Origin of the sequence: Alteromonas sp. Cnat3-28 (assembly GCF_022348265.1) — a bacterium.
Taxonomy (GTDB): Bacteria; Pseudomonadota; Gammaproteobacteria; order Enterobacterales; family Alteromonadaceae; genus Alteromonas; species Alteromonas macleodii.
Genome location: NZ_JAKREY010000001.1, coordinates 445,853 through 470,562, shown reverse-complemented (window position 1 = coordinate 470,562; position 24,710 = coordinate 445,853). Strand labels below are relative to the sequence as shown.

Here is a 24,710-nt window from a genome sequence, read left to right as displayed (position 1 = left end):
CTTGCAGGAGAGCATAAATGAAGGTATTCGGTGGCGTTGTCATTCTTGTCATAGGGTATTTACTATTGTGGCCAGTTCCCATTGCGCCAATAGGCTGGCAAGCACCGAGCAGTAGCGGATTTTCGGGGGAGTTTGCGGAAAACAACCGTCTGGCAGATCTTTCGCTTATTGAATTAGGCGCAGATAAAGGGCCGGAGGATTTTGCGATAAACGTTGCGGGAACTATTGCAACCGCTACTCATTCTGGTGCGGTATTACTCAAGAAAAAAGGTGAGGCAGCATTTACTCCATGGATTAACACTGGTGGACGCCCGCTCGGTATCGAGTTCGATACCAACGGCAACTTATTAATCGCCGATGCACATCGCGGATTGCTAATTGCAGACCCTGAAGGTGAGCTAACGGTATTGGTTAACCAAGTAGAAAACACTAAAGTTGTATATGCGGACGATGTGGATGTTGCCGACAACGGCAATATTTACTTCACTGACGCAACCACCAAGTTCTCCGCCAAAGAGTATGGGGGAACGCTGCAAGCGAGCCTGCTAGAAATTTTGGAACATAGAGGCAATGGCAGGCTTATAGAGTACGACCCAGTACGTAGAACGAGTAATGTACTGATGGATGGTTTGGTTTTTGCGAATGGTGTCGCAATAAGCCATGATCAAAATTCAGTGTTGGTCAACGAAACCGGTAAATATCGCGTGTTGCGCTATTGGCTAGTTGGGCCAAAACAGGGTCAAGTAGAGGTCGTGATTGATAATTTGCCGGGATTCCCAGACAACATCAGTCAGGCAAATAGCGGCGCGTACTTTCTGGGTCTTGCTTCGCCTCGCTCCGCTCCCGTTGACGCTCTATCTGACAAGCCTTTCATTCGTAAAATTGTACAGCGTCTGCCACAGTTCATGCGCCCACAAGGTCAAGCATACGGGCACCTTGTTAAAATAAGCGAAAGCGGAGAGGTTTTACAAAGTTATCAAGACCCTAGTGGTGCATTTCCCTTTGTTACAGGCGCAATACAGACAGATGAAGGTGTATATGTGAGTAGCTTAACTGCACGGTCGGTAGGTGTGTTGCAGTTAAACTAGAGACGATAATAAGCATATTGTTACGGCAGAATAAGTAGTTTTCTTTTCTACCGCGATAGAGCGATACGCGTCACGAATGAAACTTACTCATCAACTCTGCAACACGTTTTCTTACATTTCGAAACATTTTAAACTTTTGTTATGTAGTTACGCTTAGAAGGATATGTCACTATCGGCTATGCTAATAAAAGTTGTTTTTAGCACAAGTTTAGTAGTTTTGGGCTAGCCGTTTTAAAAGGATATTTTCTAAATCATGAAAGCGTATACGTATTCTTCTGTTGCACTTGCAGTCACGATTTCTCTTCTAGCTGGATGTGGAGGTGGCTCAGGCTCGTCTAATACCCCTCCTGTGGTGACAACGCCTACCACGCCAACGACACCTGTAACAACAGAGCCAGAGTGGGAAGCGGGAGTGTATGAACCGCAATCTCAATATCTAGCGAAATGTGAAACTCCTAGAAGTGGTATTGATCCTTTTACTAATAGGGCTTACCCAGATACACAAGGTACCGCTATGGATGAAAAGCTGTGGCTACGTACTTGGACTAATGACACTTACTTGTGGTACGACGAAGTAGATGACAATGACCCTGCAAATTTCTCAGTGTTGGGATATTTTGATCAGCTTAAAACCAATGAGCTAACGCCAAGCGGTACGCCAAAAGATAACTTCCACTTTTCACAGGACACTGCCGAATATAACGAACTGTCTCAATCGGGGATTTCATCGGGCTATGGGTTTGATTGGGAATTTGGTTCAACAACCGTGCCGAGAGTACTAACAGTGCGATTCACTGAACCGGGTTCACCTGCAGCTACTGCTGGCGTGCCTCGCGGTGCGACCCTTTCGCGTATAAACGGCGTCGACTTTGTCAATGACAACACGCAGCAGGGCGTCAATGCGATTAATGCTGCGCTGTTTCCGGAAGACGCAGGTACGGTTACAAGCTTTGAGTTTGTGCAGGTTGATGGTTCAACTCTCTCAGTAGACATCACCTCCGGCGATATCAGCGTAACGCCGGTTCAAAACGCAAAGGTACTCGATACCGAAAACGGCAAAACGGGCTACTTCCAATTCAATACCTTTATCGTTACCGCGCAAGAAGGATTAATTGATGCGTTCGATATGTTTGTTGAAGAAAATGTGACCGAGCTCGTTATTGACCTTCGCTACAACGGCGGAGGACGTTTGGCGCTAGCTTCACAGCTTTCCTATATGATAGCGGGTCCGAACCAAACCAATAACGCAACCTTTGAAACATTGCGTTTTAACGATAAAAACCCAAACACCAACCCTGTCACCGGAGAGACCATTCGTCCAACACCGTTTTACCGCAATGTTATTGACTATAACGCAGGGCAACTTACCGACACGCTTCTGCCTAGCCTTTCGCTGACGAAGGTTTACGTTTTAGCCACGGGCGCGACATGTTCAGCAAGTGAAGCGGTAATGAATGCACTTCGTGGTATTGATGTAGAAGTAGTGCAAATTGGCTCTACTACTTGTGGTAAGCCGTATGGGTTCTACCCAACAGACAATTGCGGTGAGACCTACTTTACTATCCAGTTCCAAGGGGTGAATAACAAAGGGTTTGGTGATTATGCTGATGGTTTCATGCCTACCACCACGCCTAATTTCGATTTTGAGTTGCCGGGGTGTGAAGTTGAAGATGACTTTACCGCAAGCTTGGGTGATCCAAATGAAGGGATGCTGTCAGCTGCATTGGAATATGCTGCTACAGGCTCATGTCCTGAAGTTGTCACGTCAAACGGCGTGGCGGATGTCAAAGCACTGCGCAGTAACCAAAGTGCGTTAGGGGACGAAAAGCTCATTCCTATCGACAAGCCTGAACAACGCAAAGAGAACTTTATTTTACACAACAAAATAAATCAGCCTGTTATTCAGGAGCGCAAGTAATGTCGCTTCTTAATAAAAAAGGAAAACTGCTAAAAGGAAGACTGCTAGCAGCACCTCTCGCCATACTTTTGCTCTCGGCGAGCGGATGCGCGACAACGCAGGAGGCTGAGTTACACGAGGCAGTAACCAAATCCATTAGTGTGAGTCAAAAGCAAGCTATTGAAAGTAAGATCAGCAACTGGTTTGGTGGTCTAAACATAACGATAGCCGATGATGCATTCAGTCAAACCGCGAGCATAACGATTGAGCGTAAAGCAAAGGTAGATGGCAGGGGATTACCTTTTGACGGAAGGCACGACAACCCTGTTTATAGCTTTACGCTGCTAAGTGATGGTGAACAGTGCGTGTTGCGTAACGACCAAAGTGGGGAACTTACCAAGCTTGAAAATGTGACCTGTTATATAGTGGACGAGGCATAAGTCGGGATAAATCGACGAAAGCGCAATGTCATCGTTGACAATAGGCCTTAAAAAAACGCCCAGAGTCTACAAGCTCTGGGCGTTTTTGCTGCTATCGTTTGTGCATGCTTGGCTGCTTTTGCGTGCGGCCGCGACTGTTGCCGCCGCTATTATTTCCTTTCGATGCGTTGCCTCTATTCTTATTCCCGCCGGTGTCGTTACGCTGCTGTGCTGTGTTTCCATGACCTTGCTTGTTAGCGTTGGAATTACGTCGGCTCTTATTTACGCCGTTACCGCCTTTGCTGCTCTTGCCCTGAAAGGTAGGAGGAAGCCCAGTATGTTTAGTCAGTGCGCGTTCACCACGACGGCCTTTTTGCGCTTTTTGGCGTTTTTCATCTGCCGTTTCTGGCGGAACAAGGTGTTGAGGACCACGGCCTATTAAGTCTTCACGCCCCATACGCGTAAGGGCTTCGCGAATTTGCGCAAAGTTTTTCGGGTCGTGATAACGCAACATCGCCTTGTGTAATCGACGGTGAATTTCACCTTTTGCAGAAGGCACCTCTTCACTGTCTTTAGTGACTTTGCGAAGGGAATTTACCTCGGTATGGTACATGGTGGTAGCCGTTGCCATTGGCGACGGATAGAAGTTCTGTACCTGATCGAGCTTAAATTTGTTTTCTTTAAGCCAAATCGCAAGGCTTAGCATGTCTTCGTCGGTGGTACCCGGGTGCGATGCAATAAAGTAAGGAATTAAGTACTGCTTTTTACCTGCTTCTTGTGAGTACTTATCAAACAGCTCTTTGAAGCGGTAGTAGCTGCCCATGCCCGGTTTCATCATTTTTGAAAGCGGACCATCTTCGGTGTGTTCTGGAGCGATTTTTAAGTAGCCGCCTACGTGGTGAAGGGCCAGCTCTTTCACGTATTCCGGGTCTTCTACTGCTAGGTCGTAACGTACGCCTGAAGCAATCAATATCTTTTTAATTCCAGGCAACTCACGAGCACGGCGGTATAAGTCGATAGTTGGCTTATGGTCCGTATCCATGTGCGCACAAATGCTAGGGTACACACAAGACGGCCGACGACATGTAGCTTCTGCTTTAGGGCTCTTACAGCGCAGGCGATACATGTTCGCCGTCGGGCCGCCTAAGTCTGAAATAACACCAGTGAAGCCCGGTACCGTATCGCGTATTTGCTCAATTTCTCGAATAATAGAGTCTTCAGAACGGCTTTGAATAATACGCCCTTCGTGTTCAGTAATAGAGCAGAAGGTACAGCCACCATAGCATCCGCGCATAATGTTGATACTGAAGCGGATCATGTCGTATGCAGGGATTTTAGCATCGCCATAGACAGGGTGAGGCACACGCTGATAGGGTAAATCAAATACCGCGTCCATCTCTTCGGTTTCAAGCGGCATGGCCGGTGGGTTAATCCAAATGTGTCTGTCACCGTGGCGCTGCATGAGGGCTCGAGCACAACCAGGATTGGTTTCTTGGTGCAAAATACGCGACGTATGTGCGTATAACACCTTGTTGTCTTTCACCGTCTCGTACGCAGGTAGCTTAACGTACACGTTTTCCCAAGGCTTACGCTTTTCTTTCTCTTTTTGCGCAGGCTGAATAACAATGGGCGCAGCTTCTGGCGCTTCACTGCTTTTGGCGTCTTTATCCTGCGAATCGCACTCGGGCTCCATCTGGTAGGGGCTTGGAATGGCGTCTATCTTGCCGGGCCTGTCTAGAGAGGTCGAGTCAACACCTTGCCACTCTGGTAAGGCTTCTTTAACGATAATCGCAGTACCGCGAATGTCTCGCAAATCGGCAATATTTTCACCTGCCGCTAAGCGATGAGTGACTTCAACAAGAGGACGTTCGGCGTTACCGAAAAAGAGCATGTCCGCTTTGGAATCGAACAGTACAGAGCGGCGTACTTTTTCACTCCAATAGTCGTAGTGCGCAATGCGACGTAAGCTGGCTTCTATGCCACCAACAATAACAGGCACACCTTTAAACGCTTCACGGCAGCGCTGTGAATACACGGTAACCGCACGATCAGGGCGCTTGCCACCTACATTGCCTGGCGTGTAAGCGTCATCGTGACGAAGCTTTTTGTCAGACGTGTAACGGTTGATCATAGAGTCCATATTGCCGGCTGTTACGCCGAAATACAGGTTGGGTTTACCCAACTTCATGAAATCGTCTTTGCTGGTCCAGTCTGGCTGAGAAATAATACCCACGCGAAAACCATGCGCTTCAAGTACTCGGCCAATCACCGCCATACCAAAACTAGGGTGATCTACATACGCATCGCCCGTTACCAAAATAACGTCACAGCTGTCCCAGCCAAGGGCATCCATTTCTTCCTTCGACATGGGGAGAAACGGCGCAGTACCCAGGCAGTGTGGCCAATATTTAGGGTAAGAAAACAGACCGCGATCGGCCTTAATGGTGGCTTGCATAGTAATCACATCTAGATAAATCAGAGAGTTGCTGAGCTTAAATAAGGCTGTAGCTCAGAATAAGTGCGTAATTATAGCAGTGTTGGCCAAGCTAAGGTATAGCACTGTCATTAAATTAAAGAGCTTTGTATACTCACTTAAAGCAACAAGCTGCAAAGCTAGCCATGAGCGCAGGTTTTTATAAGCGCTTCAAATGCCCGCATTTAGCGAATGAAAGGCTTGTCTATTTACAACGAAGAGAATTAACGACGACTATGGCGTATTGGCTATTTAAAACAGAACCTGATGCATTTTCAATCGATGACTTGGCAAACCGCCCAGAACAAACGGAACCGTGGGACGGCGTAAGAAATTACCAAGCGCGTAACTTTTTACGAGACGGCGTTAAAAGGGGTGACAAAGTATTTATCTATCACTCAAGTTGCAAGCTGGTGGGCATTGCAGGTGTTGCTGAAGTGGTAAGAGACGGCTACCCGGACACCACGCAGTTTAGCCCTGAATCAAAATATTACGACCCTAAATCAAGTCAGGATAACCCCCGCTGGTATCGCGTTGACGTGAAATTTGTAGAGAAATTTTCAAGCGTTCTGCCGCTTTCAGTGATTAAAACGATGGACGGTATTACTGAACTGCCATTGGTCAAAAAAGGTGGAAGACTGTCAATCATGCCTGTAGAAGAGGCTGAATGGCAGCAACTGTATGCTGCTGCCAAACAGTAAGTTAAATGCTAAAAAGCGTAGCCGTCATATCTTGTTAGCTTGCTAAAGATAAATATAAGGGCTATCGCTATGCGCTAACTGTTAACATCGGTAATGACGACTTTAAAATATCCACTAGGAATACTGTGCGACTCATCTGCCTCTGGCAGAGTAGCGAAATACCATTCATATAACGGTCCAGAAACCACATAAACATCTTGCCCAGTTCTCACCACATCACGCACCGCATTTTCTAGATCCACCTAAGGACCTTGGTGGCCGCGGTCAGTACCAATTGTAAACACAGTTATCAGCAAACGCGTTAAATGCGCAAATTGTTAGTGTGAACGTGATTTACAGTGGCTTTTCTTATAATGCCTTGGCTTTATGTTAGTGATAGATAGCCTTAGGCTCGCCCGTTCACCTGCTTTTACGTTTGCTCTGTGCAGCATGTTTTGCTTCATGTTACCCAATTCATTCACGTGTAGTTTTGTGATTAATAATAATCACATTTTGCTGTGTGATTGTTTTTGAATTTGAGGTAGTAGCGTGTCATAGTGGACCTCTAAACGGAAAAAAGTGTCTATTGAAAGCAGAAAAGACAACGCGGCGCATAGTGAAATGACAAGAAAGAGTGCTTTAACAAGCAATACAAAAAAGCGCGCTGGTGTGATTACCGGTGACGTCTCCAACTCTCAGTCTTATTCTGATGCTGAATTCAGAGAGATAATTGCTACGCTGAGAGAGCGTTTAACATACTACGCCGAGTACTACGGTGGAGACTTTGATATTTATCGAGGAGACGCATTCCAGCTAGTTGTTGCACAACCACAGCATAGCATTGCAGCCGCAGTTGGATTGCGGCTAGCTCTTAAGGCGCATGCTTCAGGAGTAGATGTGAGAATGAGTGTTGCTGTGGGAGAAGCGCAATTTCGCCCTTCAGAAGTAAAAACTGGCACTGGAGACGCGTTTGTGTTGTCAGGACGAGGGTTAGATAACATAAAGCCGCACCATCTTACTTTTTGTAGCGGTGAACAAACACTCGACGACAAAACGCAGCTCTTAACACGTTTTGCCGACGCGCATATCAATGGACTGACACAAACCCAGTCGCAAACCTTACTCGCGTATCTTGAAGCAACGGATAAGAGCCATGAAAGTGTAGCGGCCATACTAGATAAAAATCGCAGTAATGTAAGTCGAATTCTCAATGCCAGTAACTATAAACTGATAGCAGAATATCTCGACTATATGGAGAGAGCGCTTATTTTATGGGTTCAAGGTGGAACCTCATTAAAAACGGAACAATTGACCAAGGAAGACTAATGTGATGACGAATAACACGAAAAACATAATGCTTGTGACAGGAGAGCCACATGCTTGCTGAACCTCAACTGCTGGTGGCACTTGTGTTAGCGCATCTATTAGCAGACTTTTATTTTCAACCGTTTACCTGGGTACAGCAAAGAAACGAACGACACGCACTGGCTTTGCCCTTATACCTACACGCAATCATACACGGTATACTTGCGGCAGCAGCAATGTTCTTGTTTTCATCAACGATAAGTATCGCAAGTATAGGTATTGGGGCAATTGTAGTCGCCGTTTCTCACTTCAAAATTGACGTTATTAAATCGTATTGTAAGCAAAACACTACGTCTTTTGTTGTCGATCAAATAGCGCACATTGTCGTGATCTTAGGCGTATTTTTGTATGCCACTAATCAGTGGCACGAGGCAGTGGGACTACTTCAGCAGGTAGGTACATCGCACCTATTAGTGGTCTTGGCCTATTTGGCGGTACTCAAGCCCAGTTCAGTTATTATTAAACAGCTGCTGTCGCCTTGGAGCGATGAAGTATTAGCTAACAAAATGCCGTCTTCTCACCCCAATGATCCGCCGACAATAAGTACAGAGGCACAACAAACTTTATCACTGGCAGGTCAACGAATTGGCTATTTAGAGCGTGTGCTCATGCTTACCTTTGTATTGCTAAATCAATTTTCTGCCATAGGTTTTCTTATTGCGGCTAAATCTATATTTCGCTTCGGCGACCTCACTAAACACCAAGACAGAAAGCTAACTGAATATGTACTTTTGGGCACCTTCACCAGTGTGGCGATGACGTTTGCCATTGGCTTGGCATGCGCAGCGGCATTAGGGCAATTACCTATAAAGTCTTAGCAAACCTCCTTAACGTACTGCTTTTGCAAAGGCTTGTTGACTATGATTGCTGAACACCTAGAAAATACGCGAAGCAAGCGTGGAAATGCCCCGCGTAAGTGAGCTGAAAAATGCGTACTAATCTGTAACGCTAAATTTTGACGACGTTCTTACGTATACAATGGTTTCGCTTTGGTTTGCGTTTTCAAAAGAATGGTGTGCGGCAGTTGATGATTCAATATAACTTCCTGCGTTTAATTCAATCTGTCTGGAGGCGTTGTTTTGGGTATAATTGAGACTTCCTTTGATAACCACTGCCTTAAATTCATCACCATAAGATTTTATTGAACCTTTAAATCCTTTTGGAAGCTTGACAAGGGTACCGTATACACTACTTGTCTCGCCCCACAAATAGGCAACAGAAACACCGTCGGCCGCTATATTTACAAGGTCGCTTTTTTGCAGCCACACCATATTGTCTGCGTGAACGTTGATTGGCCTTTCGCCGTTGTCAAAATGTTCTTTTGATGGCTTTACAAGGTATGGGCCTTCATCAATTTCCAGGTAAATCAGGTTGGTTTTGTCGTTTGCCGCAGTGGTGTGATCTTCACCTGCAGGTTGAGTCCAAAACGAACCTGTTGGCATCCACATCTTTGCTGCGTTTGGATCGTCATTGTGCATTTCACCTTCAATCACAATACTTCTATAGGTTATGTTGTGAATGTGCGGTGGCGATTCAAAGCCTTTGTTAAATCGCACTAACATCCCCGTTGCCGTGTCTTTTGTTCGGTCTCCCCACAAGTCTGCTGCCCCGGGGCTTTTGTCGCCACGGGCTGGGTTCAAGTAACCCCATTCTACATCCTTGGCTGCAATAACTTTGTCTTGTGCTTGTGCGCTGGGTACAAGAAGAAAACAGGTGCTCAATAATAGCGATGCTACTGTCAGCTTGCTTCGGTTCGTTGGTTTCATTCAAACCTCCTAATTGTTGGTCGTAGGTTGTATTTAACAGACAGGCACAGTCTATTATTTCGAATAAGTCTCATAAACGACCAAAATCAATAAAGACTTTCCTGAAAATGTGGATAATAGAGGTGCTCCATTTTGCTTTGTCTTTTTCGCCTTGAAATCAAAAGAGTGAAATAAACGTTGAGGGAAGTATGAAAACCGAAGACCTGTCTGTGTTCGTAAAGGTGGCTGAAGTGGGCTCGATAACCACTGCTGCGATAAAACTTGATATTAGCTCATCTGCTGCAAGTATGGCGGTTAAACGTTTAGAAGAGCAGCTTGGCGTAGCGCTATTCGTGCGAAGTACACGCAAAATTCGATTATCACCTGAAGGAGAGCAGTATTTACCTGTGGCAAAGCAAGCACTCGATACCTTACAGCAGGGCCTTGCATTAGTAACAGAGCAGAAGCAGAGCATTCACGGTGAGCTTCGCATGGCGATGTCTTCGGAAATGGGTCGCAACTTAATGCGTGAACTGCTAAATAAAGTGCAACGCGAAAATCCAGAACTTTCATTGCGATTACATGTGAGCGACAGTCGGGTGGACTTCTACCGCGATGGTGTAGATGTAGCACTTAGAGCCATGACAAAAGAAGCGGTTAAAGAATCGCAGATGTATGGTTTTAAAGTGTGCAATATTCCGCATGTGATTTGCGCGTCTCCCGATTATTTAGAAAGAAACGGTGAGCCTACAACTTTGACTGATTTAGCGCAGCACAACGCACTTCTTTATAAGCTCTACGACCAAACCCACAATACGTGGGAACTTATCAACGAGGGCGAGAGAGTTAAAGTGAAAGTGAACAGTAATCGCGCTGTGAATGACGGTGATATTGTTCGGCGCTGGTGCGTAGATGGAGAGGGGATCGCTAAAAAGTCATGTATAGACGTTGCGGGGGATTTACTGAGCGGAAAGCTGCAGCGTATTTTGACTGGTTACCACGTACCGCTAACTGAAATGTGGCTCATGCTGCCTAGCCGGCATCTTATTACGCCAGCGGTAAGATTAATTAGAGATGAATTAAAACAGGTTATTGAAAATAAGCGTCAACGTCTTATTCAAAATCAAATATTAAAAGAGAGTGAATGGCCGCCGTGTGACAACGCCTAATTCAGTTAAAACAACACCTGAACATCATAAACGGAGAGGCTTTAAAAGCCTCTCCTTAAACCTTAAAAGCGATAGGCGGCGGTAAGCCTAAAGCGCTGAGGCGCGCCAGGTTCAACCCACACATCTGCGAAAGAGTTAGTATAAAACTCTTCATCAAACAGGTTATCTACTGCAACTTTAACTGACAAGTTTTCTACAGGCTCTATTTCAGCAAACGCACGAACCGTGGTGTAGCTTGGTAAGTAGAAGTCGGTAGCGGTTTGACCTAAACGCTCATCAACATACAACAGTCCTGAACCGATACGTACTGGCATATCAGCAAATATAAGTCCCTTGCTCAACTGAATGCTCAATTGGTTTTCTGGAACGTTAATTAAAGGATCGCCAGATTCAATGGCTGCAACAAAGTTAGCATCCGCCGCGTCGTTTGTACTTTCAGCATCTACGAAGGTGTACGACACCCAAAGCGAAATATCATTTTCAAATTCAGCGTTAATGTCTAACTCAACACCACGGCTACGCGCTTCGCCAGCGGGGGTTAAGAAGAAGCCGTCAGACGCCTCAGGGCTATCATCATAAACAAGGATGTTACTTTGCTCGATATTAAACACGGCGAAGGTGATATCACCCCGTATATCATTGAACATTGATGTGAGGTCGGCTTTAACGCCAATTTCCGCAGATTTAGATTCGTTAGGTTCAAACGGATTTCCGGCGAAATCCGACCCCGTCAGCTGACGGAAACCTTCTCCATAGGTTGCGTACACACTTGTGGTGTCATCAAACAAGTAAACAGCGCCCACTTGTGGAGAAAAGCGTGTGTCGTCTTGTGATGTGGTACTTACAGGTGACGCTAAGCGATTATCAATTTCCTGCTCGAACTTATCGAAGCGACCACCCAGCCTAACTTGGAAATTATCAGTGATGTTGATTTGGTCTTGGAAATAGATACCCCACGCTTCCTGAACTTCAAAACGGTTCAAGTTGTCAGACAATTCCACATCTGGAAGTGGTGAGTAATCCGGATTAAAAATATCGACCACTAAGTACTGTTCTAAGTCTAAGTCGTTAATGTCAGTATCGCTTGAAAAGAATGGCGGGCGATAGCGCAGAATAATCTGGTCATTTTCAAACTTATCGTAGTCAGCACCAATAATCACGCGATGTGATAGCGACCCAGTATCGAATTGTCCCGCTATTTCGCCGCGTAAAACGAAGTAATCGGTTTGGAAATTACGGTAGCGCTTAAAACGAGACAACAAGGCTTGATTAGGATCGATAAATAACGTTTGGCGACCACCAAAGTTGTTTTCTAATGCATTACCCTCGAAAGTGGTATCGCGTAAGCCAGCACCCAAAAGCAGGTTCCATTCGTCAGCAAGTTTATGAGAAATCTCAATTTGATGACCAACCACTTCCGCATCGATGGTGTCGCCATTAGGATCGCCAGTAAAGGTTTCAATTGGCTGATGGCCCAACTTACCATCGATGGCCACTACGCCACGGTCGAAAGGAATTTTTTGCTCGGTGTATTCGAGTTCGTACGTAACCGTGGTGTCTGCTGATGCTTCCCACGTAACCGATGGATAAAAGCCAAAACGCTCAGTTTCTACTGTATCGCGGAAACTTTCAGCATCTTCATAAAAGCCTACTAAGCGTACACCTACATTTTCAGTACTGCCTGCAACCGATTGTACATCAGCCTCAATGCGCTTCTGCGACCAGCTTCCGTAAGTTGCTTTAATTTCACCACCTTGACGAAACTGGGGGCGCTTTGTAACAAGGTTTACCGCTCCACCTGGTTCACCGCGACCAAACAGCGCAGCTTTAGGGCCTTTTAATACTTCAACATGATCAATGCCAGAGAGATCACGAGGTCCGCCAAATCCGCGTCCTGCGTTAAAACCGTTTACCAAAAAACCGCTAGGTAAGTTTTCGTCACCTGAAAAACCACGAATAGCAAAGCTGTTCCAAAGGCCACCAAAGTTATTTTGTCTGGCTACCGAAGCGGACAAGTCTAAAGCGTCGTTAAGGTTTATAGCGCCTGCATCATTGATGAGACCAAGGTCGATATCCTGCGCTGCCGCCGGCACTTCTTTATATTCAAATGCCCCTTGATACGCACGGTGCATACCATGCACCGTAATTCTCTCTACATCAGCTTCCGATTGAATATCAGTATTTTGCGCATTTGCAGGCGCATTCAAAAGCGTTGCGATAGAAAGGGCGAGGGTAGATTTTACCCAACTAGTCTTCATTAGTGTTTTCCTGTGTCTTTCTTATTGTTGGTGAAAATTGAGGTAGCTGTTTAAAACTGGCCGATGAAAACTCCGGGGCTTCAAACAAGTGATGATAGTAGAATTTGCGCAACGACGCATGAAACTCGCGAACATTATTTTCGTAGTTAACCATGGCTTTAACATCGGTATCAGCCGCACTCGTTAATAAGCGTTGCGTTAACAAAGACGGGGATAGCAGAGCAACATAGCTTGCAATTTTATCTTTGCGTAAGGTGGCGGCTTGATAAGCCTCTGAAAGTTCCTTTGCCGTTTGGTCGCCAACTTGTTGAAATGCGTAATACCACTTCCAATTAAATGAACTGTCTCGCTGTGGATCAAAGTCGGTTTTATCCGCCCACTGTGGGTGAGTTTCAATAAACGCTTCCCATGTTTGTTCAACAGGTTTGTCCCATGCACTGTTAACGGCTTCTCGCTGCGTGAGCACAATGTCGCCGCCCTCAGGTGTATCAACCGAGGCATTAATTATGGTGTGCCCGGTAACTGGCACAATAACCGTTGTGACAAGCCATACGCCTAACATGATTGAAGCTAGGTGCGTGGCGCTGAAATTGGCAAAACGCTTAGCAGCACCTATAGCAAGCACAATAGCGCTCCAAACAATTATGCTGCCAATGACGATGGTACAAACCGTTACTGTTTGAAACACAGACGCGCCATTCACTACACTAAAGGCAATAAACGGAATAAGTGTAACTAGTGCCAAGGGCACCAGGGTTACCAATACGCGTGATGACCAAATAGCATGCGAATTGCGTGCGGTTACATTAAGTAAGTCAAAACGGCGGGCTTCGCGTTCCTTCGCTTTTAAGTCGTAAAGGAGCAAAATGATAAACAGAGGCAACAGCACACTGGTAACGAAAGCAAAGTCAAAACGCCCTAGGAAAGCAAGCTCCGGATTGTCTGTATCGCTTTCATAAATCTGACCTTCTAGCGCTAGCATTCTAATACGGTGCTTCCACGGAAACACATCGCGCTCTCCTACAGCAGCAAACGCCAACGGCGAGGGCGGGGCATAGGTCAAATGAAAGGCGTAATAGGCTACTATGCCATAATTAGATTGGTGAGTAAGGACAGCGTTGCGCTCTGTTTCATCTTTATCTAACAAGCGCTCAATAGTGGCTTGCTGTTCTTGCATTTCCGAATAGCCAGACCACAACGACATCGAGCTTAAAAGAAACACGACCAAAAGCGTTAGTTTTATCTGACGATGGCCAAATACGAAACCCGCTTCTCGTTTAATATCGCTATAACGCATCATGGATTTAATCTCCTAACTGCAGCTTGAAGAAGTAGTGCGGTAAGTCCCATCCAAAGCAACAGCTGAATAAAATAAATCAACGCGTTACTAATGCGTGTGCTTCCTGCTTCTGGTTTAAAATCAAACTCTGCTAAGATCGCCCAGTTATCTGCGCCAACCACAGCTTTGTCTGCTGCTTCTTCACTGGCGTTGCGGTTCATATCTAACTTGTAATCGAGTTTTTCAGCGTGAACCTTGTTCAAAGCCTGAACAAACTCAAGTCTTAGCGTTTCCGCTTCCCTTAAAAAGCGGTGGTGTGTCTCGAGGCTAGTTCCCGCAAGGATCGTAGAAATAGAGCGCACCGCAACCGTCGGCGAAAGCCAGCCAAACTGCCGTGCTATTTGGGCTTGTTCCAACTCTTCGGTCATGCGGGTTTCAGCAAACTCATTAAGCACTTTGGCTTGTCGACCTTCGGAGTACTGGGCAACAATGCCCCTGAAATTAACGGGTAAGTCGTCAACTGAATCTACATTGTATTTCGCTAGTAAATCTTCTTTTAGCTTCTTGAATGCAGGATCGTTAACGTCATGACCGTCACCTAAACTTCTAAGTTTTTCTTCCACTTTGAAATCGGCTTCAAGTTTTCCCATTGAAGGGGCAATGTTTGTGGCAACGCTGCTCCCTAAACGAGGAAGCAACACACAAGCGCTCATCCAAATGACAACAAGAACGGTGAAGCTAACGCTGCTTTTTTCAAATATGGCTGAGCACGCAGTGACTACCGTAGCCCACAGTAAAAAATAAACCACATAACTAAGGCAAAAGAGTATTACAACAAGTGCACTTTCGTTTGAAAACGCGACATAAAGACAGGCAAGCAGTAGCGGGAGTAAAAATAGGCTGCTAGCGGTTATAAGCGCCAGAAGCTTCCCTAAGAGCAATTGCCAACGGGTGGTGCCTTGAGAAAGCAGTAAGGTTAGCGTGCCGGCTTCGCGTTCACGTGACACGCTGCCGTAGCCAATTAGAATAATAAATAAAGGTGCAAGAACCAAAGCTAAAAAGCTGGGTGTTAAACTACTAAAGCGTGTAAGTCCTGCGGATTGGCGCTGCTCGGCGAACATCGCACTATTTTGGCGGTGTCCTTCTAAAAATATAGCGTTCCCCGTGTAGGTATCGACACCCGGTTCAATTACGCTCAGTGGAGTGGGGGCACGAAATACATAATGACCATAATGCACCATGCGATGAGGGTGCTTATCAGGCTGTGCCTCAAAGCGTTGTTCAGCTTCTGTTTGAAGGTGGTCTCTGGTGTGGGCAGCCTCATCGACGTGAAAGGCGTTAACTACCAGTGCAGCTATGGTAAGCATAGCGCCTAGCAATAAAACGGTCGCTGCTACTTTTGTTCGCAACCAATAGCGCCACTGTTCAGCACAAATGATTTTAGCAACATTCAGTATCATACATTACGCCCTGCAAATGCTGCGTGAACGGCTTCAGTATCTATTGGCGTATCGCCAGCGCGCTCGAAGGAACCTGTGAGTTTGCCATTACTTAAAAGCACAATTCGATGGGCAACTTGGCAGGCACCATAAACGTCGTGGGTAACCATAAAAATAGTAGCGCCACCCGCTGCCAGCTCTGACACTAGCGCATTAAATTCGTCGATGGCTGCTGGATCTAGCCCAGATGTAGGTTCGTCTAAGAACAGTACAGGCGCATTGCGCAGTAGCGCCAAGGCAATTGCGGTCTTCTGACGCATGCCTTTTGAATAATTAGATAGCGCCTTATTCCACGAATCTTCTTGAAGTGCGACCTTGCGAAGTGCGGCGAACATATCGTCGTCAGACTTATCGACTCCAGCCACTGACAAGAAATAACGAATGTTTTCTACGCCAGAAAGATGGCCATATAAGGTGACAGATTCGGGTAAGTAGGCAACAGACTTTTGAACTTGGTTTGGCTGGGTAGAGGCATTATGCCCTAATACAGTGGCGCTACCGCTACTTGCCTTCATAAGCCCTAAAAAAGTTTTAAGGGTGGTGGATTTACCTGCGCCATTTCCACCTAAAAGTGCAAATACTTCGCCTTTTCCTACATTAAAATTGAGATTGTCTAGAAGCGTGCGATCGTCAACACACACGGTAAGCGCATCCGCGCATATCACTGAATTTGTTTGCATTGTTTGGAGAAGCTATACATTAGAATTGTGCTGCAATGTTATAATATAACTATCTAAATGGGAATAGCTTTTATTTAGGTAGTGTGTGTTTTGTTTTAATTAGAACAATTTACAAATTTCGGAAGCTGAAACGAAAAAGGCTTGCCGAGTGGCAAGCCTTTGGAATTGGTGGAGCTGGCGGGATTTGAACCCGCGTCGATGTCGCTATTTTATTGGCCTGTAGGGAAGTCTGTGCAGTATTTGTGTTTTTTAATTTCTGCTAGGCTTAGGTCTTATGCTTCGAAATTGGTTGGCTTCTCTTTTTTCAACGGTGCATTCCACCACTGCCTAAGAGTCATTTTATCCCTCCAACATTCGTATAGCACTCGGCATAACTCACATACCAAATATAATCCAAAGAACACTGCGAAGAATTTCCAATCCATGTTTAAGTTCCCTATCTGTTCTGATAGTCATATTACCATAATTCTCCAAATGTAAGCCTAGTTAGTTATGAGGTTTACTAAATTGGACTTAACTATGACTAAAAAGACATCAAAAGGTGATCTGCAAATCACATTTATTCATCAATTCAAACGCGCTACAAGAACAGAGTGGCCTGATAAGTTTCGAGTCTGCTGGCATTTTAATCCAGAGACACTCGACTATATCTATGAACACAAAGATGAGAAGTTTATTACTAACGGCTTTGTACTCTCAGATGGGCTAGTACAGCAGCTTCCTGAGGAACTGAGAAAGAAATACTTCACTCCTTCAGAAAGGTGCTTGTTATTTCTGTTCTTCGAATTACAGATCTCTGAATTCATCAACTCTGAAGAAGTAGATGATGTTGAATTTGAAAACGTGTTCGGCGTATCGAAAAAGCGTTATTTTTCGGTGGAAGCAATTGATGAATGGAGTGAGCAGATCGACTTACTTTAAGGGCTGCTTTGCAGCCCTTTTTTACTAAGCCTGAAAGTTCTTCCTTCTATGTATATAAGTACAAAAAACGCTCATGTATATGAAGTTCATAGGAAAAATTACCGTTGAGGCTTGATATTCCAACGTAAAAAAAGGGATACTTTATCGAAGTACGAGATTACACGGAAGTTTCCTTTAGATAGTTTGGGCACGATTATAAACAACGCGGATTCTTTAAAATTAATGGCCGCAGTATTTGTTTCTACGCTATCAATACCTTCCAATCATAAAGCTAGTCTACGTTTAAATCACAGTGGTTTAGCGGCGTTGTGGCAAAAATTTTTGTTACTCCTAGTCAGTGTTAACTCGACGTAAATATCAAACTTTCAAAACTAAAATTATTAAATCGATAAAAGGACCTTCCATGACTGATACCGTTTTGCCCTCATATAAAGCTGCACCATTTGTCTTTGAGCCTAACACTTTTAAGGTTGCAGGCCTAAGTCTAATTCCGGCGTGGATGGTGTTCCTATTTGGTGCCGCGCCTGTTTCTTATGGTGAGTCTGATATTTATCAACAGGGTGTAATCTGGCACGTGTTTGCTATTGTACTTGCAGTTATTCTAAAGGTTTTTATTTACGATAAAACGGTTATTAGCAATACGTCATACAACCTTGATGAAGAGGGTGTGACTGTAAAAACAGGCCTATTTAATATTACGACCAAGTCTTTCCGTTATTTGGACATTGTATCGATTCAGCATCAGCAAAATGTAATTGAAGCGAGCAGTGGAGTAGGAACGATAACGATTAGGACGCCATCTGAAGATGCAATCAAACTAAGGCAGTTACCAAACCACATGGAAGTTTTTGAATTTATCCAGTCAAAGCGCAAGGGTAAATTTTAGGCTAACCAATTGGCCTACCTTTCAATACAGAACTTATGAATACAAAAAATAATGGGAACCAAATGTTAAAGAATGTTTTGCTTATAATATCGGTTAGTTTCTTTTTAGCAGGGTGTGTAAGCACTCCAGCAGAGAATAAGGACATGTTAGCAGTTTATGATAAAGAGTTTTTGAAATATTCATCACCATTAACAAATTTAAAAGAAGCGAAAGTTGCCGTAAACGCTCGAAGAATAAATTATGCTCCGACTTTCCTCATCAGTTCTACTTTTGGTGATTTATCATTTACCAAAGAAAGAAAGCGTGGACATCTAAATCTATTAGCGCCACATTTTATTGATGTTTTGAATACCAAAAAATGTGGTTCCAAACTTTCAAAGTCAGAAGAAGAAGCAAGTGCCTGCTATGCAGGTTTCTATGATTACTCTATGGAGCTGACGCCTAAAGGTACTGAGAGAGCAATTGAAAATGCAGAGGATGCAATGAAGAGTGTCTATGCTAGCCTTGCAAAATTGGATGAATTTATATCGATTGTCCCAAAAGAAAACAGATTGTTCATTGGCGAAGTCCTGGCGAGGGAGTTTGATGAGAAGTATACGATGGAACAGTTTTCGAGTGCCATTGATTCATTCGTTTTAACTTACAGTGAGGCAAAACTGCTGAGCAGGGTTGAAGCTCTTGTAAGACAAAACCAAGAAGCGCTATTAGCAGCTGAGCTACAAAAGAAAAAAGAAAAGGAAGCGGAGGCGCGTAGAGCAAAATGGGCCGAAGAAGCAAAATTGCGAAAAGAAAAAAATAGGCTCTTTGCATTGGAAAAAGAAAAGGAAGAGCGTGCTCAGCTAGCAATTTGGAATTCAGAGCGAGAAAAAGTTTGGAAAAACCGTAACTCCCAAACTTTTGGTCTTGGCGACAAGGTTTGTAATTACCAAAATATTATGGGTTTTATTGAAAAGGTTAGTGAAGAAAACATTAAGATTCAGACTTACGGTAAAGCGCAAGGGCCAATGGGAAGATTTTTCGGCAACTTACCGACCTACAACTCTCAAATATTGTACGAGCCAATGGATAAGGTTATATGGGCAGCAAAGGGCGATTACGCCTCTTGCGATTTCTCGACCTAGTCACCTCGTCAGTTTATTAAAAAAGCACCCCTCGCGGGGTGCTCAATATTATTTACTCTCCAATGCGCGCATACAAAAATACGCAGCTAGCGAAAAAATAACCCCTATTCCCACGCATCCAAACGAAATCAAAAATAACCTATATGACAATGCCTCAAAAGCAATGAAGTCGGAATAATCTAGCAATAGAAATAAAATGTTCCAAAGTGTATTAATAATTGCGACATAGCTTACTGAATTAGCAAGTGATATCCATTTTCCAGAGAGTTTAATGCAAGCGTCGAACACGCTTTCGTAGTTAGGTCTCATAATAAATTCCTCAGTTAGTCCTATGATTAACTAAGTTCTGCTCATGAGAATTCTGCTAGATAAAAGAGATATTTTTACTTTAATTTGCGCAATGGCTGCCTTCCGTAAAGCAAGACATCAGTTTCAGTGTAAAGAGAGATGCTGACTTAACAGGCGTTCGACTATTGAAGAGGGCGCGGGAATACCTCGAAGTGACTCGATACAAGCAAACTACATATTAAAAAGGACGGTACGCCTTAGAGGATAAAGCAAACACTTTATCTATATGCCGAGGTTGTAAAACGCCTCCGCATCGTCTAGCCCACTAATTTAAGGCAAGAGCCAACGCCAATCTACCAGATGGGTCTAAGTCATATTTAGTCTCCTGTTGTATGAAGGGGGAGTTAATGGCGTACCGTCAAACCTGTTACCAGACTAATGCGTCGCGCTCACATTAAGTAGTAACTATATTCAGTTTACTTCAATCGAAATTTCCATTGTCATGTAAATTATGCTGAAAATTTTCGTAATCGGAGACTATGTAGTAATAGCTGAGCCGCAATCTTTCATAAACTCAATCTGCTTGAGTCTCATGAACTCGGGTGGGAACACTACTGATAGCACAGTAAACCTCGACAGTGCAATCCTCCTGCTGGCTCGACGCACATAGAGGTATGTGCGTTAAAGATGCTTTGTCTATCAACACGATATTCAATAATTCTTGAAGCTATCGTAAGCCATAAAAAAGGGAGCGCATTGCTCCCTGAGGTCAAGTCTACAACTAATTCAACAACCCTAAAACTCTTCCTCCGTCACGAAAACCTTCTAACCTTATTTCCACTATTCTGTCATTACTGCTTTTTGCGAGCGCTTCGAGCTTTGCGAGTTCGTTGAAAAACGCGTCTCTGGAAATGGACTGTGACTTGTCATCTCCTAACGGTCTTTTACTGTTAAACATTAATTCGTATATGACATCACATTGATTGTGCTGAAATTTGATTTGGCTCGTTAGTGTCGCTTGCTGACTTTCAGTGAAAGAAGAACGGGTGTTCGCGAATAGACGAGCGTGTGCTTTCTCAATCTGGGTGAGAAAACGCTGGCGATGACTATACATGTATACAAATTCATATAGCCCGTTGTCACTTCCAAATTCCTGTAGATATTTGCTAAGTATCTTCGCGCGAAGGTCGCCATTAGATTTATTCTTGGCATTAGATGTTTCCATCTCAATAGCGATACGACAGCCAGTATTTGCATCCACGACCAGAGCATCAACGAGTCTTGCATCATTTGCTCTATTCTCCAATTGAATAGCAATATCGCGCTCAGACGCAAATCCCGTTATTTTCTTGTTCTTCACCAAGTCGAGAATCACAATTTGTGCCGAGAGATCATGAAGCAAATTTCGTTCGTTCACTCTGCTAGCATCTGATCGCAGGTGCAGTTCTCTGTTGAGTAAAAATTCAGCTTCCCGAATGCCTTGGTTGGTTAGAACTATGAAGTTTCTGTCTTGGTTAGCAAAAGTAGGATGTATAGCTACGATTTGTTTCTTTTTGAGTCGATTTACAAGTTTATTTACAGCTTCTCTTGATAGCTCCAAGTGGCGCTGAATTACGGTTTTACAGGTAACTCCAAATATTCCTGTTATCGCTATTGCGGCGTTCTCTCGCTGTATGCCAAGTGAAGCTGGGTCACTTTTATTAGTGATATATAAGTAGCGTGTAGAAGACTCGATTGCACGGTCTATGTAGTTCATTTCATTCTCCTGTTTTTAAATCATAGCTACATAGAATCAAGCTCGGGAGAATCTTCGAATGAGCGCACAATGCTTTGCATTATGCTTAAGCTTCGCTTTGCTAAACATACTGCTTAGCTACAACATTTCTTATTCTTAAAATATTGTCTACTTCGTAGGAGTAAATCTTCTGCAAAGCAGAGCTGACGCGACTCGTCGCTGCTCTGCTACTTGTCACGTTGTGACTGCGACAGAAGTTTTACTCGGAGTCAGCTACCGCTGATTTAGCCACATTCCACCAGGCTCTACTCAGGGAAAGCTGCGCTTTGAATACCCCATCGCAGAGTTCACACCGTTGGTGTTTCAGTTGCCTGCAATTACTCCGTAATTACAAGCAATTTTGCTTATGCAAAATGAAATCTGGCTAAATCTGCGATGCTGCCTCCGGCTCCGATAATTGTTCTGTTTCACAAAACTATTATCTGCGCAGCAGTTGTTGAGCGTTGCTCAAGCTTTTTTACATAATCGTACCGATTACGTTGCTTGCATCTTCGATAAGAGCGAAAAGCAAGTTGCGAGAGGTAACAGGCAAATAATTAGAAGAAAAAAGAGCACCCAGCTGGTGCTCCAAGAACATTCTATTTTTTTCGCAGCTTTGTACTTTGTAAGTGACAAGCAAGTGATAATAAATAGATAAGAAAAATTAGCATATAGCCTCTCATTCCGGTAAACGGATAACTCTCTGCAACTTCGAATTGAGTTATTAGTTGCACAACAAAAATCACAAACAGAATGTCTCCTATGGTCATTAGTTGTGAGCTTAGTACGTCAAACAATGCAATAAAAAATTGCCGCTTACATTTCATGTATTTCTCCTTTTATGTCTTCGGCCTTAAAAAGGGCCACACAAGGAGAACTTTTGAGATTGCAGCAAAGCTTTTTCTTTAATCGCTGACTTCGAGAGTGATTCTGCTTTTGATAGTAGTTTAAAATCGCGTGATTATAACGCTTTAATCATGAGTTGATTTTGTGGTTAGATGTCCGCGAAATTCACTCTTGTCACTTAGTGACCGCGACACAAGTTTTGCTCGGAGGCAGCTACCGCTAATTTAGGCTGTTTTTAAAACTTGTATCGAGTTTTTGTTAGAGAGCTTCGCGCCCTATACAACGCTGTATGCATAGCCCCCATCTAAATGTTGGGAAAAAGATAGATTCTTGATATTATCGACTAAAGTATAAATTATTGCTTAAAAGATTTTAGTTTCAATTACTTGAAACTCCCCTATAGATTAATCGATAATAAAGCAGTTTTTGCTTTGCCTTTACCATAAAAACAAGGATGTAGTATGGAGACTGTTGGTTTATCTCTTCAACTTTTCACCTCTGGAAAATTCATAGCGTTCTACTGTGGTTTCGCATTGGTTATCGCTGTCGGTGCGGCAATCAGATTTCATAGCTTACTTCGACCAATAAATGCAGAAATAGATCGCGCCAAATCTGAGCTAAAAAAATCCAAGCGCGATAAAGAAAGCTTCCCCGAGCACTATTACGAATTTTCTGAGTGGATGAGCAAAACAACGTACCTTAAAGACTGCTGGCGAGAGTTTGAAGAGACTTTACTGATTCCAGGAGATGACTTCGAGGGTGAAAAAGAGGTCATTTTAAACACGCATTTAACATCTACTCATTTCAATCAAAGAAATATTCTTTGGCATTACGTAAACATGCGCTTTTACAACGCGCTGCCAAATATTCTCACAGGTCTTGGCATAATAGGTACGTTTATTGGTTTGTCGATAGGAATATACCTCGCAGCTCCTGGATTAAATTCAAATGAAATGAGCGACGCCAAAAATGCGCTTAATACGCTTCTAGATGGTGCGGCACTGGCGTTCATAACCTCTATAGCAGGTCTAGTTTCCTCTCTGTCATTTTCTTTTTTTGAAAAAATGCGTTTGCATCGTTTCAACAAACGGTGTCAATCACTAGTCGCCGAAATTGATGCTAGGGTCGAGTATTTTTCCGCCGAGCGGCTTGCTAATAAATCGTTAGAAGAATCTAAAAAGCAGTCTATAGCTCTTGAGTCATTTGCTAACGATTTAGCCGTTTCACTAGGGCAGGTAATTGAACAACAAGTCGCAGCGCCAATGGTGGCGGCGATTGACGCGTTGCGAAACGAGCAGAAAACGGCTAGTGACGACACGCTTGAACGTTTAATGAAGGAATTTTCAAGTTCTATAAGTGGTGCTGCTGGTGAAGAGATGAAAGCTTTTGCGTCATCTGTGGAGGTTATGAGCCAACAAATGGAGCAACAAGTCGCAAGCCTTAATCAGGGGCAGCAAGAAATGCAGCAGGCATCGAAGCAAGCTGTAGTTGAAATGTCTGAGGCGCTGTCGAAAGGTAGTGCTGATATCGCGAAAGGAATAGCAGAAGCAGTTTCCGATTTATCTTCAGGTATGTCTGAAGCAATAAAGGGCGTTACGAAAGAACTTGAAGAAGCGGGTGCAAAACTAGCAAGAGACTTATCTAGCGCAATCGAAAACGTAACCGAAATTGCTGCAAAGCTCAAAGAAGCATCTACAGAAATGTCTTCGATGTCTGAGTCAAATAAAGACATTTATGTACAGCTCAATGAAACTCTTGAGCAAAGTAAGTCTTTGGTGGAGAAAGCAGCGCAAGCTAACATTGAATTTAGGCAAGTGGCAAACGAATTTGAAGAGTATAGAAAGTCTGTAAAAGAACATACTGATGCAATTTCAAATTCGACTCAGAATACAGAGCGCTATGTCGGAGAGTTACTATCGGGTCAAAAAGAAATCGAGAGCAGCTGGAAGGAATACAAAGAACGGTTCTCGGATATTGATCAGTCAGTAGAAAGCTTATTCAACTCACTTAGTAATGGTTTGCAGTCATTCGCAAAGAATACTGAAGATTATGTGATTAACTTAGATAAACACGCGGCTGAAGTTGTGCAAAGTTTAGCTGGAGCGACACAAGACCTCTCTGAAACTGTTGATGGACTCGATGAGACTCTAGATAACAGGGCGTCAGTTTTCACTGACGGTCTTCAAAAGATTGTAGTAGAGACACAAAAAGTTGTATCTGAAACACTTTCGAAAGCAAAAGCTGCGGAAAGTCAGTTGGAAAAAAAGATCGAGACAGCAAAGCAAATAACCGATTCGACGCAGTAATTCGATAAGGACATCA

General features: G+C 43.9%; 18 protein-coding genes and 1 pseudogene. 11 read left to right on the top strand and 8 right to left on the bottom strand.

From position 1 onward, the window contains the following. Positions 1-17: 17 nt before the first annotated feature. The 3 genes from MHM87_RS02095 to MHM87_RS02085 all read left to right on the top strand — a co-directional run bounded on the left by MHM87_RS02095 (position 18) and on the right by MHM87_RS02085 (position 3,425). Positions 18-1,088 (top strand): SMP-30/gluconolactonase/LRE family protein, encoded by a 1,071-nt coding sequence (locus MHM87_RS02095; RefSeq protein ID WP_239257637.1) that lies wholly within the window; start codon positions 18-20, stop codon positions 1,086-1,088. A gap of 253 nt (positions 1,089-1,341) precedes the next feature. Next, complete coding sequence (locus tag MHM87_RS02090) at positions 1,342-3,006, top strand: S41 family peptidase (protein ID WP_239257636.1); 1,665 nt, start codon at positions 1,342-1,344, stop codon at positions 3,004-3,006. Further along, on the top strand, positions 3,006-3,425 hold the full coding sequence (locus tag MHM87_RS02085) for a hypothetical protein (protein WP_187447649.1): 420 nt from the start codon (positions 3,006-3,008) through the stop codon (positions 3,423-3,425). Before MHM87_RS02090 ends, MHM87_RS02085 begins: the two co-directional genes overlap by 1 nt. Before the next feature lie 91 nt (positions 3,426-3,516). Here the strand turns inward: MHM87_RS02085 and MHM87_RS02080 are convergent, their stop codons facing one another. Continuing rightward, entirely contained in the window at positions 3,517-5,859 is a 2,343-nt protein-coding gene (locus MHM87_RS02080; protein WP_239257635.1) for a YgiQ family radical SAM protein, read from the bottom strand. 254 nt (positions 5,860-6,113) lie between these two features. Between MHM87_RS02080 and MHM87_RS02075 the strand changes: the two genes are divergently transcribed. Beyond that, a complete protein-coding gene (locus MHM87_RS02075; protein ID WP_049586718.1) occupies positions 6,114-6,578 on the top strand; it encodes an EVE domain-containing protein in 465 nt (154 codons plus the stop codon). Positions 6,579-6,667: 89 nt separating this feature from the next. Here MHM87_RS02075 and MHM87_RS02070 read toward each other — a convergent pair. After that, positions 6,668-6,835 (bottom strand): annotated as a pseudogene (locus tag MHM87_RS02070) (DNA/RNA non-specific endonuclease); the annotation flags it as partial. Between the two features lie 301 nt (positions 6,836-7,136). Here MHM87_RS02070 and MHM87_RS02065 point away from each other — a divergent pair. Further along, the gene (locus tag MHM87_RS02065) at positions 7,137-7,883 is read left to right on the top strand and encodes a hypothetical protein (protein ID WP_061094891.1); all 747 of its coding nucleotides are present in this window, start codon (positions 7,137-7,139) and stop codon (positions 7,881-7,883) included. A gap of 50 nt (positions 7,884-7,933) precedes the next feature. Next, on the top strand, positions 7,934-8,740 hold the full coding sequence (locus MHM87_RS02060) for a DUF3307 domain-containing protein (RefSeq protein WP_187447255.1): 807 nt from the start codon (positions 7,934-7,936) through the stop codon (positions 8,738-8,740). 117 nt (positions 8,741-8,857) lie between these two features. On the opposite strand, the gene MHM87_RS02055 is transcribed toward MHM87_RS02060, so the two are convergent. Continuing rightward, a complete protein-coding gene (locus MHM87_RS02055; RefSeq protein WP_239257634.1) occupies positions 8,858-9,688 on the bottom strand; it encodes a DUF4437 domain-containing protein in 831 nt (276 codons plus the stop codon). A 188-nt stretch (positions 9,689-9,876) separates the two neighbouring features. On the opposite strand from MHM87_RS02055, the gene MHM87_RS02050 reads away from it, so the two are divergent. After that, on the top strand, positions 9,877-10,836 hold the full coding sequence (locus tag MHM87_RS02050) for a LysR family transcriptional regulator (RefSeq protein ID WP_239257633.1): 960 nt from the start codon (positions 9,877-9,879) through the stop codon (positions 10,834-10,836). Positions 10,837-10,898: 62 nt separating this feature from the next. Here MHM87_RS02050 and MHM87_RS02045 read toward each other — a convergent pair whose 3' ends face one another. From MHM87_RS02045 to MHM87_RS02030, 4 genes are read right to left on the bottom strand one after another with little or no spacing between them, the layout of a single operon-like run. Then, complete coding sequence (locus MHM87_RS02045; RefSeq protein ID WP_239257632.1) at positions 10,899-13,094, bottom strand: TonB-dependent receptor; 2,196 nt, start codon at positions 13,092-13,094, stop codon at positions 10,899-10,901. Beyond that, positions 13,084-14,394 carry a DUF3526 domain-containing protein gene (locus tag MHM87_RS02040; protein WP_239257631.1) on the bottom strand — a complete coding sequence of 437 codons (1,311 nt, stop codon included), beginning with the start codon at positions 14,392-14,394 and terminating at the stop codon, positions 13,084-13,086. The genes MHM87_RS02045 and MHM87_RS02040 overlap by 11 nt, the downstream gene beginning before the upstream one ends. Next, entirely contained in the window at positions 14,391-15,833 is a 1,443-nt protein-coding gene (locus MHM87_RS02035) for a DUF3526 domain-containing protein (RefSeq protein WP_239257630.1), read from the bottom strand. Before MHM87_RS02035 ends, MHM87_RS02040 begins: the two co-directional genes overlap by 4 nt. Next, complete coding sequence (locus tag MHM87_RS02030) at positions 15,830-16,552, bottom strand: ABC transporter ATP-binding protein (RefSeq protein WP_069944200.1); 723 nt, start codon at positions 16,550-16,552, stop codon at positions 15,830-15,832. The genes MHM87_RS02035 and MHM87_RS02030 overlap by 4 nt, the downstream gene beginning before the upstream one ends. 519 nt (positions 16,553-17,071) lie before the next feature. On the opposite strand from MHM87_RS02030, the gene MHM87_RS02025 reads away from it, so the two are divergent. The 3 genes from MHM87_RS02025 to MHM87_RS02015 all read left to right on the top strand — a co-directional run bounded on the left by MHM87_RS02025 (position 17,072) and on the right by MHM87_RS02015 (position 19,480). Next, a complete protein-coding gene (locus MHM87_RS02025; RefSeq protein ID WP_239257629.1) occupies positions 17,072-17,473 on the top strand; it encodes a hypothetical protein in 402 nt (133 codons plus the stop codon). Positions 17,474-17,876: 403 nt separating this feature from the next. Continuing rightward, a complete protein-coding gene (locus tag MHM87_RS02020) occupies positions 17,877-18,359 on the top strand; it encodes a PH domain-containing protein (protein ID WP_239257628.1) in 483 nt (160 codons plus the stop codon). Between the two features lie 62 nt (positions 18,360-18,421). Continuing rightward, positions 18,422-19,480 (top strand): hypothetical protein, encoded by a 1,059-nt coding sequence (locus MHM87_RS02015; RefSeq protein WP_239257627.1) that lies wholly within the window; start codon positions 18,422-18,424, stop codon positions 19,478-19,480. A 1,069-nt stretch (positions 19,481-20,549) separates the two neighbouring features. On the opposite strand, the gene MHM87_RS02010 is transcribed toward MHM87_RS02015, so the two are convergent. After that, positions 20,550-21,524, bottom strand: a complete 975-nt coding sequence (locus MHM87_RS02010) for a hypothetical protein (protein ID WP_239257626.1) — start codon at positions 21,522-21,524, stop codon at positions 20,550-20,552. A gap of 1,325 nt (positions 21,525-22,849) precedes the next feature. Here MHM87_RS02010 and zorA point away from each other — a divergent pair. Next, entirely contained in the window at positions 22,850-24,694 is a 1,845-nt protein-coding gene (gene zorA / locus MHM87_RS02005) for an anti-phage ZorAB system protein ZorA (RefSeq protein ID WP_239257625.1), read from the top strand. Positions 24,695-24,710 lie beyond the last annotated feature (16 nt).